A 13,226-nucleotide genomic window follows, 5' to 3' on the forward strand; every position below is an offset into this window, starting at 1 on the left:
TTAATAAACAAAGATCTACATATACTATTGAGGGTGATAACTTAATTTAATAAAAAGTAGCAAAGTGGTTCGAAGGAACCACATATACCCACTATTATTTAGAATAGAATTCTACAATTAATTGTTCATTGATTTGAATATCTATATCTTCACGGTTTGGATCAGTTAATACCTTACCTTCCTTCTTTTCAAAGTTAGATTCTAACCAAGAAGGAGTATTATAATTTTCATTAATCTCTAATACTTCTTTAAAACGCTTCATACTAGTGCTACTATCTTTAATAGAGATAATATCACCTTCAGAAACTAAATAAGAAGGAATATCTACTCTACTACCATTTACTAAGATATGTCCATGCCTTACAAATTGTCTAGCTTCATTTCTAGAAGTAGCAAACCCTAACCTGTATACAACATTATCTAATCTACTTTCAAGTAAATTTAAGAAGTTTTCACCAGTAATACCTGGCTTTCTTTCAGCTTTTTCAAAATAAAGCCTAAATTGCTTTTCCATAACTCCATAAATTCTTCTAACCTTTTGCTTCTCTCTCAATTGTAAACCAAACTCAGATAACTTTCTTCTACGCCCTCTCCCCTGTTCTCCAGGACCATAAGAACGACGTTCAATAGCACACTTATCTGTATAACATCTCTCACCTTTTAAGAACAACTTCTCTCCCTCTTGTCTACATAATCTACAAGAAGGACCAGTATATCTTGCCATGTTTTACACCTCCAAAATTATATCTTCAAATAACTAATTATACTCTACGACGCTTAGGTGGACGACATCCATTATGAGGAATTGGAGTTACGTCCTTGATTAAAGTTACCTCTAATCCAGCCGCTTGTAAAGCTCTAACTGCAGCTTCTCTTCCAGCTCCAGGACCTTTTACAAAAACATCAACCTCTTTTAAACCATATTCCATTGCTTCTTTTGCAGCATTATCAGCTGCCATCTGTGCAGCATAAGGAGTACTTTTACGAGAACCTTCAAATCCTAAATTACCTGCACTTGACCAAGCAACTGTATTACCTTTGCTATCAGTTAAAGTAACTATTGTATTATTAAAAGTAGATCGAATATGTGCTTGACCCTTTTGCACTTGTATCTTCTTTCTCTTTTTCTTATTTCTCTTCCTGCGTGCCATGATATCCCTCCTTATTTCTTGATTAATTATACCTCATATTATACTATTTTCTCTTAGCTCCTACAGCTCTCTTACGACCTTTTCGGGTTCTAGCATTTGTTTTAGTTCTCTGTCCTCTAGTAGGAAGACCTCTTCTATGTCTTAACCCTCTGTAAGAACCAATATCTCTTAACCTTTTAATATTTCCTCTTACTTCACGACGTAATTCACCTTCTACTAGATAGTCTTCGTCTATAACTTGACGAAGCTTAGAAACTTCTCCTTCAGTTAAATCTCTAACTCTAGTATCAAAGCTGATACCAGCTTTTTCTACAATCTCTTGAGCAGTAGATTTCCCAATTCCATAAATATATGTTAATCCAATCACTACTCTCTTATCACGTGGTAAATCAACACCTTCAATACGTGCCATAATTTATTCTACACCTCCTAAGTGATTATCTTTAGACTAACCTTGACGTTGTTTATGCTTAGGGTTTTCACAAATTACATAAACTCTTCCTTTACGACGGATTACTTTACACTTATCGCAAATAGGTTTTACTGATGGTCGAACTTTCATTCTAACCCTCCTTATACTAACTTAATTTAAGATTTATGACGATAGGTAATTCGGCCACGACTTAAATCATAAGGTGACAACTCTACCGTTACTTTATCTCCTGGTAAAATTCTAATAAAATTCATTCTCATTTTCCCAGAAACATGGGCCAAAACTTTATGACCGTTCTCCAACTCAACTCTAAATTTAGCATTGGGTAATGGCTCTATCACCGTACCCTCAACTTCAATAGCTTCTTCTTTTGCCATTGATTATCTTTAACCCCCTCTTAAGAATTCTATTTTTTCTTAAAGGTCCTAATATTACATTATATCACAAAATAAATATTTTATTCAAAGAATATACATCCGTCAAATTGGCCCTACCTAGGGCCAACTAACTTCGCCTGACGGAATTTAAAAGATAGAAGTACTCTACTTACTATTCCAAAGCAGATTTAATTTCATTAAATACTTCATCTAAACCTTGTTCACCATCGATTGTTTTTAAGAGATTCCTCTGCTTATAATAATCAATCAAAGGTTCCGTCTGCTTAGAATAAACACTTAATCTTTCTTTAATAGTTTCAGGAGTATCATCATCACGTTGGTATAAATCTCCTCCACACTCATCACATACCCCTTCTTCTTGAGAAGCATTAAACTTCACATGGAAAGTAGCTCCACAAGACTTACAAATCCTTCTTCCAGATAAACGCTCAATAAGTTCTTTATCACTTACATCAATATTTATTACTCCATCTAATTTAAAATCTAGATCTTCTAATATCTCCATCAAAGCATCTGCTTGCTTTACTGTACGAGGAAAGCCATCTAAAACAAAGCCATTTTGACAATCTTCTTGAGCAAGCCTTTCTCTAACCATACCAATTGTAACCTCATCTGGAACTAACCTTCCCTCATCCATATATCCCTTTGCTTCTTTACCTAAAGGAGTCTCTTCTTTGATAGCTTTGCGAAAAATATCTCCTGTTGAAATATGAATAAGTTCATAACTTTCTTCTAAACGACTAGCTTGAGTCCCTTTACCAGCTCCTGGGGGACCTAATAAAACTAAATTCATTTATATCACTCCCTAAACCTACTTCATAAAGCCTTCATAGTGTCTTGATAACAGTTGAGTCTCTATTTGTTGCATTGTCTGCAATGCTACTCCTACTGCAATCAAAAGCGCAGTTCCACCAAATCTTACTTGAAGACCTGTAAGACCTATAACAAACTCTGGTACAATAGCAACTGCGGCTAAGAAGACTGCTCCAGCTAATGTAATTCTAGTTAATATCCTATCCAGATATTCAGCAGTTGGTCGTCCAGGTCTACGTCCTGGAACAAAACCTCCATACTTTTTCATATTATCTGCTACATCTATTGGATTGAATTGAATAGCTGTATAAAAGTAGGTGAAAAAGATAATCAAAACTGCAAATAAGAATATATATAATGGAGCATTTGGCGATAATATTCTAGCAATCGCTTGTGCCCAATCTCTTTGAATAAATTGAGCGATAGTAGCCGGGAATAAAAGTACAGAAGAAGCAAAAATTACTGGCATTACCCCTGCTTGATTGACCTTCATTGGTATATGAGTAGATTGACCACCATAAACCTTACGACCAACAACACGCTTAGAGTATCTAACTGGTATCTTCCTCTTTCCTTCTTCAATATAAACAATCAACCCAACAACTATTACTGCAACTACAACAAAGGCTAATATATTAAATATATTAAGAGCACCAACCATCAATTGATTAAAAGTCTGCACAGTAGCTCCAGGCAACCTAGAGATAATTGAAACAAAGATCAGTATTGAAATTCCATTTCCAATTCCCTTCTCTGTTATCTGCTCTCCTAACCACATTAAAAATACAGTTCCCGCAGTCAATGTTATAACAATAACAGATAAGTTCAAGAAACTAGGATTTCTAATAGCTCCTAAATTACTAATCATTAACGTGATTCCAGCACCTTGAATAGCTCCTAATAAGACTGTAGCATATCTTGTATAACGAGTTATTATTTTCTGTCCTTCTGGACCTTGTTTAGCTAATTCTTCTAATTTAGGAACAGCAACGGTCAGCAACTGCATAATAATCGAAGCAGTTATGTAAGGACTGATACTCAGCGCAAAGATAGCGAAATTCTCTAGAGCACCACCAGCAAACATATCTAAAAATCCTAATACACCTTCACCAGCAAAAAGTTCTCTTAAAGCTTGTGCATCAATACCAGGGACAGGAATATGTGCCCCCATACGATAAATAGCAATCATACCTAAAACAAAGAATATCTTATTTCTAAGCTCTTCAACTTTAAACGCATTACTCAGAGCTGATAACATTTTATTATATCACCTCTACCTTTCCTCCAGCAGCTTCAATCTTCTCAACTGCAGATTTGCTGAACTTATTTGATTTAACTGTTAAAGCTTTATCTAAGTTACCATCCCCAAGGATCTTAACTCCATCTTTAACTTTATCAATTAAACCTGCTGCCTTTAGTTCTTCGATAGATACGACTGTATTATCTTCAAAACGATTAAGATCTTCTATATTAACAACTGCATACTCTTTTTTAAATCTTGCATTGCTAAATCCTCTTTTAGGAAGTCTTCTAAACAAAGGAGTTTGACCACCTTCAAAAGTAGGTCTTACACCACCACCAGAACGAGCATTTTGACCTTTATGCCCTTTTCCAGAAGTTTTACCTTTTCCAGAACCAATTCCTCTACCTAATCTTTTTCGACCTTTTTTAGAACCTTTTGCAGGTTTTAAATCATGTAATTTCATAATACTTTCACCTCCTTGATTATAACAACTAACTTAATTAAAATTACCCTAGTAATTCCTCAACAGTTTTACCTCTTAATTTAGCAACTTCTTCAGCTTCTTTCAAACTATCTAAACCTTCAATAGTTGCTTTTACCATATTAATAGGATTATTAGAACCTAAAGACTTAGTTAAAATATCTTTAATTCCTGCTAATTCAACAACCGCACGTACTGGACCACCAGCGATTACTCCAGTACCCTCAGAAGCTGGCTTTAAAAGAACACGACCCGCACCAAAAATACCAGTGATCTCATGAGGAATAGTTGTTTCTTTCAGAGGAATCTTAACTAAATTCTTCTTAGCAGCATCGATAGCTTTATGAATAGAATCTGGAACTTCGTTTGCTTTTCCAATAGCTGCTCCTACATGACCATTACCGTCACCAACAACTACTAATGCACTAAAGCTGAATCTGCGTCCACCTTTAACTACCTTAGTTACACGGTTGATATTAACAACTCTTTCCTCTAAATCTAATTTGCTAGCATCAATAAGCTTACTCATCCTTTTCCCTCCTTTTTTTATTTGATTTTATTTAAAATTTCAATCCGCCTTCTCTTGCAGCTTCAGCTAAAGCTTTAATTCTACCGTGGTAGTCATTTCCACCTCGATCAAATACAACAGTTTTAACACCTTCATCTAAAGCTCGCTCAGCTACATATTTACCAACAACTTTAGCAGCATCTATATTACCACCATTGGCGATTTCACCTTTTATCTCTTTATCAACAGTTGATGCTGATGCTAGAGTTTCTCCAGAGAAATCATCAATAACTTGAGCGTAAATGTTATTTAAACTTCTGTAAACACTTAATCTTGGTCTACTTGGAGTTCCAGTTACTTTATTACGAACTCTTTTACGCCTTCTTGCACGAGCTTCCCTCTTGCTTAACTTGCCCATTCTTTTCCCTCCTTTTTATCCAGTTGCATATTAAGGAACTTTATTTATTAACCAGTCTTACCTTCTTTACGTCTAATATGCTCATCAACATACTTAATACCTTTGCCTTTGTATGGTTCAGGTTTTCTAACCTCTCTAATATTAGCAGCTACTTGACCTACTAATTGTTTGTTAATCCCTTTAACGATAATCTTATTCTTATCTACTGAGAATTGAATATCACCTTCAGGCTCTATTAGAACAGGGTGAGAATAACCTACTTGTAATTCTAAGTTTTTACCTTTTAATGTAGCACGATAACCTACACCATTTAATTCTAAAACTTTTTGGAAACCTTCAGTTACACCTTCAACCATATTAACTATCAGGCTACGAGTTAAACCGTGCATAGATCTATCTTGTTTAGAATCAGTAGGGCGATTCACCTTAAGCTGATTATCTTCAATAGTAATATCCATTCTTGGACTAACTTTCTCTTGTAATTCTCCCTTTGGACCTTTTACCTTTACTACATTACCATCTATATCTATTTGAACCTTTTCAGGAATGTCTATTGGAACATGACCAATTCTAGACATCAAATACACCTCCTTTTTTCTTAAAAATTACCAAACGTAACAGATAACCTCTCCACCAATTCCCGCTTTTCGCGCAGACTTATCTGTCATCACACCATTAGAAGTTGATAATATTGCAATTCCTAAACCTCCTAATACTTTAGGAACTTCTTCTTTATTAGCATAAACTCTTAGACCAGGTTTACTAATTCTTTTAATACCAGTAATAACTTTTTCATTATTATCTCCATACTTTAAGAACAATCTTAAATAACCTTGAGGTCCAGATTTAACTCTCTCATACCCTTTAATATAACCAGCTTCCTTTAAAACTCGTGCAATTTCTTCTTTAATATTAGAAGCAGGAATTTTTACATCTTTTTTAATAACAGAGTTAGCATTTCTAACTCTAGTTAACATATCTGCAATAGGATCTGTCATACTCATAATTCATACCTCCTTTCAAAATTAATCTTTACCAACTTGCTTTTTTAACACCAGGTAATTTTCCTTCATGGGCCAATTCTCTAAAACAGATTCGACACAATTCAAACTTTCTAATTACCCCATGTGGCCTACCGCACTTACGGCATCTTCTTTCTTCACGACTTGAATACTTAGGTTTTCTTTTTGATTTTTCTACCTTAGCCGTTTTAGCCACTATCTTCCCTCCTTAATTACTTTTTAAATGGCATCTTCATCAGTGCTAGAAGCTCTTTAGCTTCTTCATCACTTTGAGCTGATGTTACAATTACGATATCCATTCCTAAAATCTTGTCTACATCGTCAATCTTTATCTCAGGGAATACTGTATGATCTTTAATCCCTAATGAATAGTTACCTCGTCCATCAAAAGCTTTTTTAGAAACACCTCTAAAGTCACGAACACGTGGCAAAGTAACATTAATTAATTTATATAAGAACTCATACATCTCTTCTCCACGTAATGTAACTTTACAACCTACAGGCATACCTTCTCTTATCTTGAAGTTTGCTATAGATTTTTTAGCTCTTGTTATAACTGGATTTTGTCCAGTTATTGTTTGTAGAACTTCTACACCTTCATCTAATAACTTTGCATTCTCTGCTGCATCACCTAAACCAATGTTAAGAACAACCTTGTCTAACTTTGGAACTTCCATTACATTATCATAATTAAATTTTTCAGTTAATGCAGAAACAATTTCATTTTTATATGTCTCTCTTAATGTTGACATTCATAGACCTCCTTTCTAACTAACAAATTTACTCTACATCTTCTCCACATTTTTTACAAAAACGAATCTTTTTACCGTCTTCTAAAACTTTCTTAGCAGTTCTAGAAGCTTCTCCACAACTATTACAGATTAACATTACATTAGAACTGTGAATAGGAGCTTCTTTTTCAACAATACCACCTTGTGGATTATCTTGAGTTGGTCTTACGTGTTTCTTTATAATATTAACGCCTTCAACGATTACACGGCTCTTTGCAGGAAAGACTTTTATAACTTCTCCTTCTTTCCCTCTATCCTTACCAGATCTAACTTGAACCTTATCGCCCTTTTTTACATGCAATTTAGGTTTAGACACGATTTAATGCCTCCTTTCTACTACAGAAATCTAATTAAAGTACCTCAGGTGCTAAAGAGATAATTCTAGTGAAATTATTTTCTCTAAGTTCTCTAGCAATTGGCCCAAAAATACGTGTTCCTTTAGGCTGATCATTCTTATCTATTATTACAGCTGCATTCTCATCAAAGCTAATATAAGAACCATCTTTTCTTCTAACTTGTCTCTTAGTTCTTACAACAACAGCTTTAACTACTTCTCCTTTTTTTACAACACCATCAGGGATAGCTTCTTTAACTGTAGCGACAATTACTTCACCAACAGAAGCATATCTTTTTCTAGAACCACCTAATACCTTAACGCATAATAATTCTCTTGCTCCTGAATTGTCTGCTACTTTCAACCTAGATTCCGCTTGAATCATCCTAACCCCTCCTTTCAGTCTAAGACTATTTAGCTTTCCTAATAATTTCTTTTATTTTCCAATTCTTCTGCTTACTTAATGGACGTGTCTCTACGATTTTTACCTTATCGCCCTCTTTACACTCATTATTTTCATCATGAGCTTTAAACTTAGAAGTTCTAGTAATTACACGTTTATATAAAGGATGTTGTGTTTTTCTTTCAACGGCTACCACAACAGTCTTATCCATTTTATCACTAACTACAATTCCAACCTTTTCTTTTTGACTAGCCTGCTCAGTCATCCTATCCCTCCTCTCAATTAGGCTTGATTAATACCAAGCTCTCTCTCATTTAAAATAGTCTTAACCCGAGCAATTGAACGCTTTACTTTACGAATTCTAATTGGATTATCAAGTTGAGCTGTAGCATTTTGAAATCTTAGATTAAAGAGTTCATCTTTTAGCTCGTCTAACTTTTGCTCCAATTCTTCGTTAGTTAAATTATTTAATTCTTTAGCTTTCATCGGTGTCACCATCCATTTCTTCCCGTTTTACAAATTTGGTTCTTATAGGTAACTTATGAGAGGCTAATGTCATAGCTCTCCTTGCAAGCTCCTCATCAACTCCACCAATCTCAAACATTACACGACCAGGCTTTACTACAGCAACCCACTGTTCTGGAGCACCTTTTCCACTACCCATTCTTGTTTCGGCAGGTTTTGCAGTAACAGGTTTATCAGGGAAGATATTAATCCAAACCTTACCTCCACGTTTAATATGACGTGTAATAGCAATTCTTGCAGCTTCGATCTGACGGTTGTTAATCCACGCAGCATCTAAAGCTTGTAGTCCAAAGTCTCCAAAAGTAACTCTATTACCTCTCATTGCCTTTCCTTTTCTCCGTCCACGATGTTGCTTTCTATATTTAACACGCTTTGGAATTAACATTTCAATGCCCCCTTTCTAATTAACCTTCATTAACTTCAGGTAAAATTTCACCTTTATAAATCCATGTCTTTATACCAATCTTACCATAGGTAGTATCTGCTTCAGCAAATCCATAATCGATATCAGCACGTAGTGTATGCAAAGGCACACTTCCTTCACTATACCCTTCAGTTCTTGCCATATCAGCACCACCTAAACGACCAGCACATTCTACTTTAATTCCTTCAACACCTCTTGATTTCATGGCTCTTTTAATAGCTTGTTTCATTGCTCTTCTAAATGAAATCCTGTTAACTAACTGTTCTGCAATATTTTCAGCAACTAATTGAGCATCTTGGTCAGGTTTCTTAACCTCAACAACATTAACCTGTACCTTCTTACCAGTCATTTTCTCTAACTGAGCTCTTAGATTGTTAACCTCAGAACCACCTTTTCCAATTACCATTCCCGGTCTAGCAGTATGAATGTTAACCTTAATTCTATTAGCTGCTCTTTCAATTACAATACGAGAAATACCTGACTCAGACATATTCTCTTTAATATAATTTCTAACTTCTAAATCTTCATGCAATAAATCTGCATAATCTTCTTTATCAGCATACCATTTAGCATCCCAATCCTTTACAACTCCGACCCTAAGTCCGTGTGGATTTATCTTCTGACCCATTCATTATCCCTCCTTTTTTTCTGCCACCTTAATAGTTACGTGACTAGTTCTTTTATTAATAGGACTTGCTTGCCCCATAGCTCTTGGCTTAAATCTCTTCATCGTTGGCCCTTCATCTATATATGCTTCTGATATATATAACTCATCAGCAATCATATCATGATTATTCTCTGCATTAGCTACTGCAGAAAGTAGTACTTTCTCAATAACTTTAGCAGCCTTATTAGGTGTATTTTTTAAAATACCAACGGCTTCACCGATATCCTTACCCCTTACTAAGTCAATTACTAACCTTGCTTTTCTTGGGGAAATTCGAATACGTTTGGCAACGGCTTTAGCTTCCATCCTTTAACCCCCTTTACTCATAAGCTTATTTAAGTGCTGTTGATCTTTCTGTTTTATCACCATGTCCTCTAAATAGCCTAGTTGGAGCAAATTCTCCTAACTTATGTCCAACCATATCTTCAGTTATATAAACAGGAACATGTTTTCTACCATCATGAACTGCAATTGTATGCCCGATCATCTGTGGGAAAATAGTTGAACTTCTTGACCAGGTCTTAATTACTTTCTTATCATCAGTCTCATTCATCTTTTCAACCTTAGCTAACAACTTCTTATCTATAAATGGCCCTTTTTTCACTGAACGACCCAAATTTATACCCCCCTTTCAAAAATTACTTTCTTCTCTTCTTAGCATGACGACTTCTAACAATCATCTTATCAGAAGCTTTAGGCTTTCTAGTTTTCTTACCGATAGTCTTTTGACCCCATGGAGTAACAGGCTGTCTACCAGCTGCCTTCTTACCTTCTCCACCACCATGTGGATGGTCATGTGGGTTCATAGCAGTACCACGAACGCTAGGTCTACGACCTAACCAACGACTTCTACCCGCTTTACCTATAGTTATATTTTCATGCTCTATATTACCAACTTGACCTATTGTAGCTCTACATTTAACATTGATTAATCTTACTTCTCCAGAAGGCATTTGAACATGAGCATACTTACCTTCCTTAGCCATCAATTGAGCTTGAGTACCAGCAGATCTAACTAGTTGAGCTCCCTTTTGAGGCTTTAACTCAATGTTATGAATAATAGTACCAACAGGTATATTCTCTAATGCTAAAGCATTACCTGGCTTGATATCTGCCTCAGATCCAGAAATGATTTCATCCCCTACTTGTAATCCTTTTGGTGCTATAATATATCTTTTCTCACCATCAACATAATTTAATAAAGCAATTCTTGCTGAACGATTTGGATCATATTCAATAGTTGCCACCTTAGCTGGAATACCATCCTTATTACGCTTAAAATCAATAACTCTATACATTCTTTTATGACCACCGCCACGGTGACGTACAGTAATTCTACCAGTTGCATTACGTCCACCAGTCTTCTTAATTGGTTTTAATAAAGACTTCTCTGGTTTATCTGTTGTTATCTCTTCAAAAGAAGCCACAGTCATGTACCTTCTTGACGGTGTAGTTGGCTTAAACTTTTTAATCGCCATCTTATTTCCCTCCTTTTCTTAAAAATTACATTCCTTCAAATATTTCTATTACATCACCATCAACTAATTTAACCTTAGCTTTTTTCCACTCAGGTGTTCTTCCTTGATGATAACCCATCCTTCTCTTCTTACCAGGCACTCTCATAGTATTTACCTTATCAACCTTAACATCAAAAATCTCTTCAACAGCTTTCTTTATCTCTGTCTTATTAGCTCTTAAGTCAACTTTAAATGTGTAAAAATTATTACTTTCCATATCTATCATACTTCTCTCAGAAATATGAGGTGCAATTATAATATCTCTAGGATCTTTCATTATGACAACACCTCCTCAACTTTAGAAACCGCTTCTTTAGTCATGATTACTTTTTTGCTATTTAAAAGATCATAAACGGTTACTCTATTAGGTGTCACTACCCTTACCCCTTGAAGATTTCGAGCAGATTTATAAACATTATCATTTCTTTCATCTAATACAATCAAAACTTTCTCACTAGCTACCCCAAATTTATCTAAAAGAGATACCATCTTTTTAGTCTTAGGTTCAGCAAAATCTATATTATCTAATACAACTAAGTTGTTCTCTTCCACCTTAGAAGTTAATGCAGACTTTATAGCCAGCTTCTTAACTTTCTTTGGAACTTTCTTCTTGTACTTTCTTGGTTGTGGTCCAAAAGTTGTTCCACCACCTACCCAAAGAGGAGAACGAATACTACCATGTCTTGCACGACCAGTACCCTTTTGTCTCCAAGGCTTACGTCCACCACCACTAACTTCTCCTCTGGTTTTAGTCTTAGCAGTTCCGACACGTTTAGCAGCTAATTGAGCAACAACTACTTCATGAACAACATGCTCATTAACCTCTACATCAAAAATATTTTCATTCAAACTAACATTACCTGTTTCTTGACCTTCTGCATTATATAATGTTATTTCTGGCATCTTTATCCCCCTTTCCTAAGTCTATTTAACAGCTGCCTTAATAGTTAATAATCCTTTTTTAGGACCAGGAATTGCTCCTTTAACTAACAATAGGTTCTTTTCAGAATCAACCTTAACTACTTCTAAATTCTGAACAGTAACTTTTTCCGCACCCATATGTCCTGGCATCTTTTTACCTTTAAATACTCTAGCAGGATCAGAACCTGCTCCAATAGATCCTGGTCTTCTATAGTTTCTAGATCCGTGAGTTTTAGGACCAGTATTGAAATTCCATCTCTTAACTGTTCCAGCAAACCCTTTTCCTTTAGAAACTCCAGTTACATCAACCACATCTCCTGCTGAAAAGACATCTACTTTAACCTCATCTCCTGGTTCTAAAGTTTCAGAACCTTCAACTTGGAATTCCTCAATATATTTCTTCGGATTAACTCCATATTTTTCGAAATGACCTTTAACAGGCTTAGTAATTTTATTTTCCTTTAAATCTTCAAAACCTAACTGAATAGAATTGTAACCGTCAATCTCTTCAGTCTTCTTTTGAACAACAGCACATGGACCAGCTTCAACTACAGTAACCGGAATCATCTCTCCGTTCTCATTAAAAATTTGTGTCATACCAACTTTCTTTCCTAAAATACCCTTCATTTCATCTACACCTCCTTAAACAACGATTATTATTATAATTTAATCTCTATATCTACACCAGCAGGTAGATCTAACCTCATTAAAGAATCTACAGTCTTTGGCGTTGGATCTTTAATATCAATTAAACGTTTATGAGTTCTCATCTCAAATTGCTCTCTAGACTTACTATTAACATGAGGCGAACGTAAAATAGTAAACACCTCTTTTTTAGTAGGCAATGGAACTGGTCCAGAAACGTCAGCTCCAGTCTTCTTTGCAGTTTCTACAATCTTAGTAGCTGAATTATCTAAAAGCTGATGTTCATAGGCTTTTAGTCTGATTCTGATTTTTCCTTTAGCTTGCTCAGCCATAACACTTCACCTCCAAGTAACTTTTTGAATTAGACAGAAAAAGATGAGGAGGACCTTTACTCCCCATTCTCTTTCCTAGGCATTTCTAATTTATTAAATAATATTTGAATTATTCAACAATTTTAGTAACTACACCTGCACCAACAGTTCTTCCACCCTCTCTAATCGCAAAACGTAATCCTTCATCCATTGCGATTGGA

Annotated in this window: 28 protein-coding genes; all 28 read right to left on the bottom strand. The window is 35.3% G+C overall.

What is annotated here, in order from left to right; genetic code table 11:
• Positions 1 to 94 precede the first annotated feature (94 nt).
• A complete protein-coding gene (gene rpsD / locus HALSAC_RS0106065) occupies positions 95 to 724 on the bottom strand; it encodes a 30S ribosomal protein S4 (RefSeq protein ID WP_027339516.1) in 630 nt (209 codons plus the stop codon).
• A 37-nt stretch (positions 725 to 761) separates the two neighbouring features.
• Positions 762 to 1,151, bottom strand: a complete 390-nt coding sequence (gene rpsK / locus HALSAC_RS0106070; RefSeq protein ID WP_027339517.1) for a 30S ribosomal protein S11 — start codon at positions 1,149 to 1,151, stop codon at positions 762 to 764.
• A 43-nt stretch (positions 1,152 to 1,194) separates the two neighbouring features.
• Complete coding sequence (gene rpsM, locus HALSAC_RS0106075) at positions 1,195 to 1,563, bottom strand: 30S ribosomal protein S13 (RefSeq protein WP_027339518.1); 369 nt, start codon at positions 1,561 to 1,563, stop codon at positions 1,195 to 1,197.
• 36 nt (positions 1,564 to 1,599) lie between these two features.
• A complete protein-coding gene (gene rpmJ, locus HALSAC_RS0106080) occupies positions 1,600 to 1,713 on the bottom strand; it encodes a 50S ribosomal protein L36 (RefSeq protein ID WP_027339519.1) in 114 nt (37 codons plus the stop codon).
• A gap of 26 nt (positions 1,714 to 1,739) precedes the next feature.
• Positions 1,740 to 1,961 (bottom strand): translation initiation factor IF-1, encoded by a 222-nt coding sequence (gene infA, locus HALSAC_RS0106085; protein WP_018249335.1) that lies wholly within the window; start codon positions 1,959 to 1,961, stop codon positions 1,740 to 1,742.
• A gap of 172 nt (positions 1,962 to 2,133) precedes the next feature.
• Positions 2,134 to 2,775 carry an adenylate kinase gene (locus HALSAC_RS0106090; RefSeq protein ID WP_027339520.1) on the bottom strand — a complete coding sequence of 214 codons (642 nt, stop codon included), beginning with the start codon at positions 2,773 to 2,775 and terminating at the stop codon, positions 2,134 to 2,136.
• 18 nt (positions 2,776 to 2,793) lie between these two features.
• Positions 2,794 to 4,053, bottom strand: coding sequence for a preprotein translocase subunit SecY (gene secY / locus HALSAC_RS0106095; protein WP_027339521.1), 1,260 nt, complete (start codon positions 4,051 to 4,053; stop codon positions 2,794 to 2,796).
• Between the two features lie 4 nt (positions 4,054 to 4,057).
• Entirely contained in the window at positions 4,058 to 4,501 is a 444-nt protein-coding gene (rplO, locus tag HALSAC_RS0106100) for a 50S ribosomal protein L15 (protein WP_027339522.1), read from the bottom strand.
• Positions 4,502 to 4,544: 43 nt separating this feature from the next.
• Positions 4,545 to 5,048, bottom strand: coding sequence for a 30S ribosomal protein S5 (rpsE, locus tag HALSAC_RS0106105; protein WP_027339523.1), 504 nt, complete (start codon positions 5,046 to 5,048; stop codon positions 4,545 to 4,547).
• 31 nt (positions 5,049 to 5,079) lie between these two features.
• Positions 5,080 to 5,445, bottom strand: a complete 366-nt coding sequence (gene rplR, locus HALSAC_RS0106110; protein WP_027339524.1) for a 50S ribosomal protein L18 — start codon at positions 5,443 to 5,445, stop codon at positions 5,080 to 5,082.
• A 47-nt stretch (positions 5,446 to 5,492) separates the two neighbouring features.
• Positions 5,493 to 6,023, bottom strand: coding sequence for a 50S ribosomal protein L6 (rplF, locus tag HALSAC_RS0106115; protein ID WP_027339525.1), 531 nt, complete (start codon positions 6,021 to 6,023; stop codon positions 5,493 to 5,495).
• A 27-nt stretch (positions 6,024 to 6,050) separates the two neighbouring features.
• A complete protein-coding gene (rpsH, locus tag HALSAC_RS0106120) occupies positions 6,051 to 6,449 on the bottom strand; it encodes a 30S ribosomal protein S8 (protein ID WP_027339526.1) in 399 nt (132 codons plus the stop codon).
• A 28-nt stretch (positions 6,450 to 6,477) separates the two neighbouring features.
• Complete coding sequence (locus HALSAC_RS0106125) at positions 6,478 to 6,663, bottom strand: type Z 30S ribosomal protein S14 (protein WP_027339527.1); 186 nt, start codon at positions 6,661 to 6,663, stop codon at positions 6,478 to 6,480.
• Positions 6,664 to 6,679: 16 nt separating this feature from the next.
• Complete coding sequence (rplE, locus tag HALSAC_RS0106130; RefSeq protein WP_027339528.1) at positions 6,680 to 7,219, bottom strand: 50S ribosomal protein L5; 540 nt, start codon at positions 7,217 to 7,219, stop codon at positions 6,680 to 6,682.
• A gap of 28 nt (positions 7,220 to 7,247) precedes the next feature.
• Positions 7,248 to 7,574, bottom strand: a complete 327-nt coding sequence (gene rplX / locus HALSAC_RS0106135; RefSeq protein ID WP_027339529.1) for a 50S ribosomal protein L24 — start codon at positions 7,572 to 7,574, stop codon at positions 7,248 to 7,250.
• A 34-nt stretch (positions 7,575 to 7,608) separates the two neighbouring features.
• A complete protein-coding gene (rplN, locus tag HALSAC_RS0106140; protein ID WP_027339530.1) occupies positions 7,609 to 7,977 on the bottom strand; it encodes a 50S ribosomal protein L14 in 369 nt (122 codons plus the stop codon).
• Between the two features lie 25 nt (positions 7,978 to 8,002).
• Positions 8,003 to 8,260: a 30S ribosomal protein S17 gene (gene rpsQ / locus HALSAC_RS0106145; RefSeq protein WP_027339531.1), complete on the bottom strand. Its 258-nt coding sequence runs from the start codon at positions 8,258 to 8,260 to the stop codon at positions 8,003 to 8,005.
• Positions 8,261 to 8,277: 17 nt separating this feature from the next.
• Positions 8,278 to 8,481 carry a 50S ribosomal protein L29 gene (gene rpmC, locus HALSAC_RS0106150; protein WP_027339532.1) on the bottom strand — a complete coding sequence of 68 codons (204 nt, stop codon included), beginning with the start codon at positions 8,479 to 8,481 and terminating at the stop codon, positions 8,278 to 8,280.
• Positions 8,471 to 8,905: a 50S ribosomal protein L16 gene (gene rplP, locus HALSAC_RS0106155; protein WP_027339533.1), complete on the bottom strand. Its 435-nt coding sequence runs from the start codon at positions 8,903 to 8,905 to the stop codon at positions 8,471 to 8,473. The genes rpmC and rplP overlap by 11 nt, the downstream gene beginning before the upstream one ends.
• Positions 8,906 to 8,924: 19 nt before the next feature.
• Positions 8,925 to 9,572 carry a 30S ribosomal protein S3 gene (gene rpsC, locus HALSAC_RS0106160; RefSeq protein WP_027339534.1) on the bottom strand — a complete coding sequence of 216 codons (648 nt, stop codon included), beginning with the start codon at positions 9,570 to 9,572 and terminating at the stop codon, positions 8,925 to 8,927.
• A gap of 3 nt (positions 9,573 to 9,575) precedes the next feature.
• A complete protein-coding gene (rplV, locus tag HALSAC_RS0106165; RefSeq protein WP_027339535.1) occupies positions 9,576 to 9,917 on the bottom strand; it encodes a 50S ribosomal protein L22 in 342 nt (113 codons plus the stop codon).
• 25 nt (positions 9,918 to 9,942) lie between these two features.
• Positions 9,943 to 10,227, bottom strand: coding sequence for a 30S ribosomal protein S19 (gene rpsS, locus HALSAC_RS0106170; protein WP_027339536.1), 285 nt, complete (start codon positions 10,225 to 10,227; stop codon positions 9,943 to 9,945).
• Positions 10,228 to 10,249: 22 nt separating this feature from the next.
• On the bottom strand, positions 10,250 to 11,089 hold the full coding sequence (gene rplB / locus HALSAC_RS0106175) for a 50S ribosomal protein L2 (protein WP_027339537.1): 840 nt from the start codon (positions 11,087 to 11,089) through the stop codon (positions 10,250 to 10,252).
• A gap of 25 nt (positions 11,090 to 11,114) precedes the next feature.
• Positions 11,115 to 11,405 (bottom strand): 50S ribosomal protein L23, encoded by a 291-nt coding sequence (rplW, locus tag HALSAC_RS0106180; protein ID WP_027339538.1) that lies wholly within the window; start codon positions 11,403 to 11,405, stop codon positions 11,115 to 11,117.
• Entirely contained in the window at positions 11,405 to 12,031 is a 627-nt protein-coding gene (gene rplD / locus HALSAC_RS0106185) for a 50S ribosomal protein L4 (protein ID WP_027339539.1), read from the bottom strand. The genes rplW and rplD overlap by 1 nt, the downstream gene beginning before the upstream one ends.
• A gap of 21 nt (positions 12,032 to 12,052) precedes the next feature.
• Positions 12,053 to 12,676 carry a 50S ribosomal protein L3 gene (gene rplC, locus HALSAC_RS0106190; RefSeq protein ID WP_027339540.1) on the bottom strand — a complete coding sequence of 208 codons (624 nt, stop codon included), beginning with the start codon at positions 12,674 to 12,676 and terminating at the stop codon, positions 12,053 to 12,055.
• A gap of 32 nt (positions 12,677 to 12,708) precedes the next feature.
• A complete protein-coding gene (rpsJ, locus tag HALSAC_RS0106195; protein WP_027339541.1) occupies positions 12,709 to 13,026 on the bottom strand; it encodes a 30S ribosomal protein S10 in 318 nt (105 codons plus the stop codon).
• A gap of 109 nt (positions 13,027 to 13,135) precedes the next feature.
• The coding region (locus HALSAC_RS16815; RefSeq protein ID WP_084804351.1) for an EF-Tu C-terminal domain-related protein at positions 13,136 to 13,226 on the bottom strand (91 nt) is incomplete at its 5' end.

Source organism: Halonatronum saccharophilum DSM 13868 (assembly GCF_000517025.1).
Taxonomy (GTDB): Bacteria; Bacillota; Halanaerobiia; order Halobacteroidales; family Halobacteroidaceae; genus Halonatronum; species Halonatronum saccharophilum.

Coding starts and splice junctions, on each gene's coding strand:
- rpsD (WP_027339516.1), bottom strand. CDS start 724: ATGGCAAGATATACTGGTCCTTCTTGTAGATTATGTAGACAAGAGGGA.
- rpsK (WP_027339517.1), bottom strand. CDS start 1,151: ATGGCACGCAGGAAGAGAAATAAGAAAAAGAGAAAGAAGATACAAGTG.
- rpsM (WP_027339518.1), bottom strand. CDS start 1,563: ATGGCACGTATTGAAGGTGTTGATTTACCACGTGATAAGAGAGTAGTG.
- rpmJ (WP_027339519.1), bottom strand. CDS start 1,713: ATGAAAGTTCGACCATCAGTAAAACCTATTTGCGATAAGTGTAAAGTA.
- infA (WP_018249335.1), bottom strand. CDS start 1,961: ATGGCAAAAGAAGAAGCTATTGAAGTTGAGGGTACGGTGATAGAGCCA.
- HALSAC_RS0106090 (WP_027339520.1), bottom strand. CDS start 2,775: ATGAATTTAGTTTTATTAGGTCCCCCAGGAGCTGGTAAAGGGACTCAA.
- secY (WP_027339521.1), bottom strand. CDS start 4,053: ATGTTATCAGCTCTGAGTAATGCGTTTAAAGTTGAAGAGCTTAGAAAT.
- rplO (WP_027339522.1), bottom strand. CDS start 4,501: ATGAAATTACATGATTTAAAACCTGCAAAAGGTTCTAAAAAAGGTCGA.
- rpsE (WP_027339523.1), bottom strand. CDS start 5,048: ATGAGTAAGCTTATTGATGCTAGCAAATTAGATTTAGAGGAAAGAGTT.
- rplR (WP_027339524.1), bottom strand. CDS start 5,445: ATGGGCAAGTTAAGCAAGAGGGAAGCTCGTGCAAGAAGGCGTAAAAGA.
- rplF (WP_027339525.1), bottom strand. CDS start 6,023: ATGTCTAGAATTGGTCATGTTCCAATAGACATTCCTGAAAAGGTTCAA.
- rpsH (WP_027339526.1), bottom strand. CDS start 6,449: ATGAGTATGACAGATCCTATTGCAGATATGTTAACTAGAGTTAGAAAT.
- rplE (WP_027339528.1), bottom strand. CDS start 7,219: ATGTCAACATTAAGAGAGACATATAAAAATGAAATTGTTTCTGCATTA.
- rplN (WP_027339530.1), bottom strand. CDS start 7,977: ATGATTCAAGCGGAATCTAGGTTGAAAGTAGCAGACAATTCAGGAGCA.
- rpsQ (WP_027339531.1), bottom strand. CDS start 8,260: ATGACTGAGCAGGCTAGTCAAAAAGAAAAGGTTGGAATTGTAGTTAGT.
- rpmC (WP_027339532.1), bottom strand. CDS start 8,481: ATGAAAGCTAAAGAATTAAATAATTTAACTAACGAAGAATTGGAGCAA.
- rplP (WP_027339533.1), bottom strand. CDS start 8,905: ATGTTAATTCCAAAGCGTGTTAAATATAGAAAGCAACATCGTGGACGG.
- rpsC (WP_027339534.1), bottom strand. CDS start 9,572: ATGGGTCAGAAGATAAATCCACACGGACTTAGGGTCGGAGTTGTAAAG.
- rplV (WP_027339535.1), bottom strand. CDS start 9,917: ATGGAAGCTAAAGCCGTTGCCAAACGTATTCGAATTTCCCCAAGAAAA.
- rplB (WP_027339537.1), bottom strand. CDS start 11,089: ATGGCGATTAAAAAGTTTAAGCCAACTACACCGTCAAGAAGGTACATG.
- rplW (WP_027339538.1), bottom strand. CDS start 11,405: ATGAAAGATCCTAGAGATATTATAATTGCACCTCATATTTCTGAGAGA.
- rplD (WP_027339539.1), bottom strand. CDS start 12,031: ATGCCAGAAATAACATTATATAATGCAGAAGGTCAAGAAACAGGTAAT.
- rplC (WP_027339540.1), bottom strand. CDS start 12,676: ATGAAGGGTATTTTAGGAAAGAAAGTTGGTATGACACAAATTTTTAAT.
- rpsJ (WP_027339541.1), bottom strand. CDS start 13,026: ATGGCTGAGCAAGCTAAAGGAAAAATCAGAATCAGACTAAAAGCCTAT.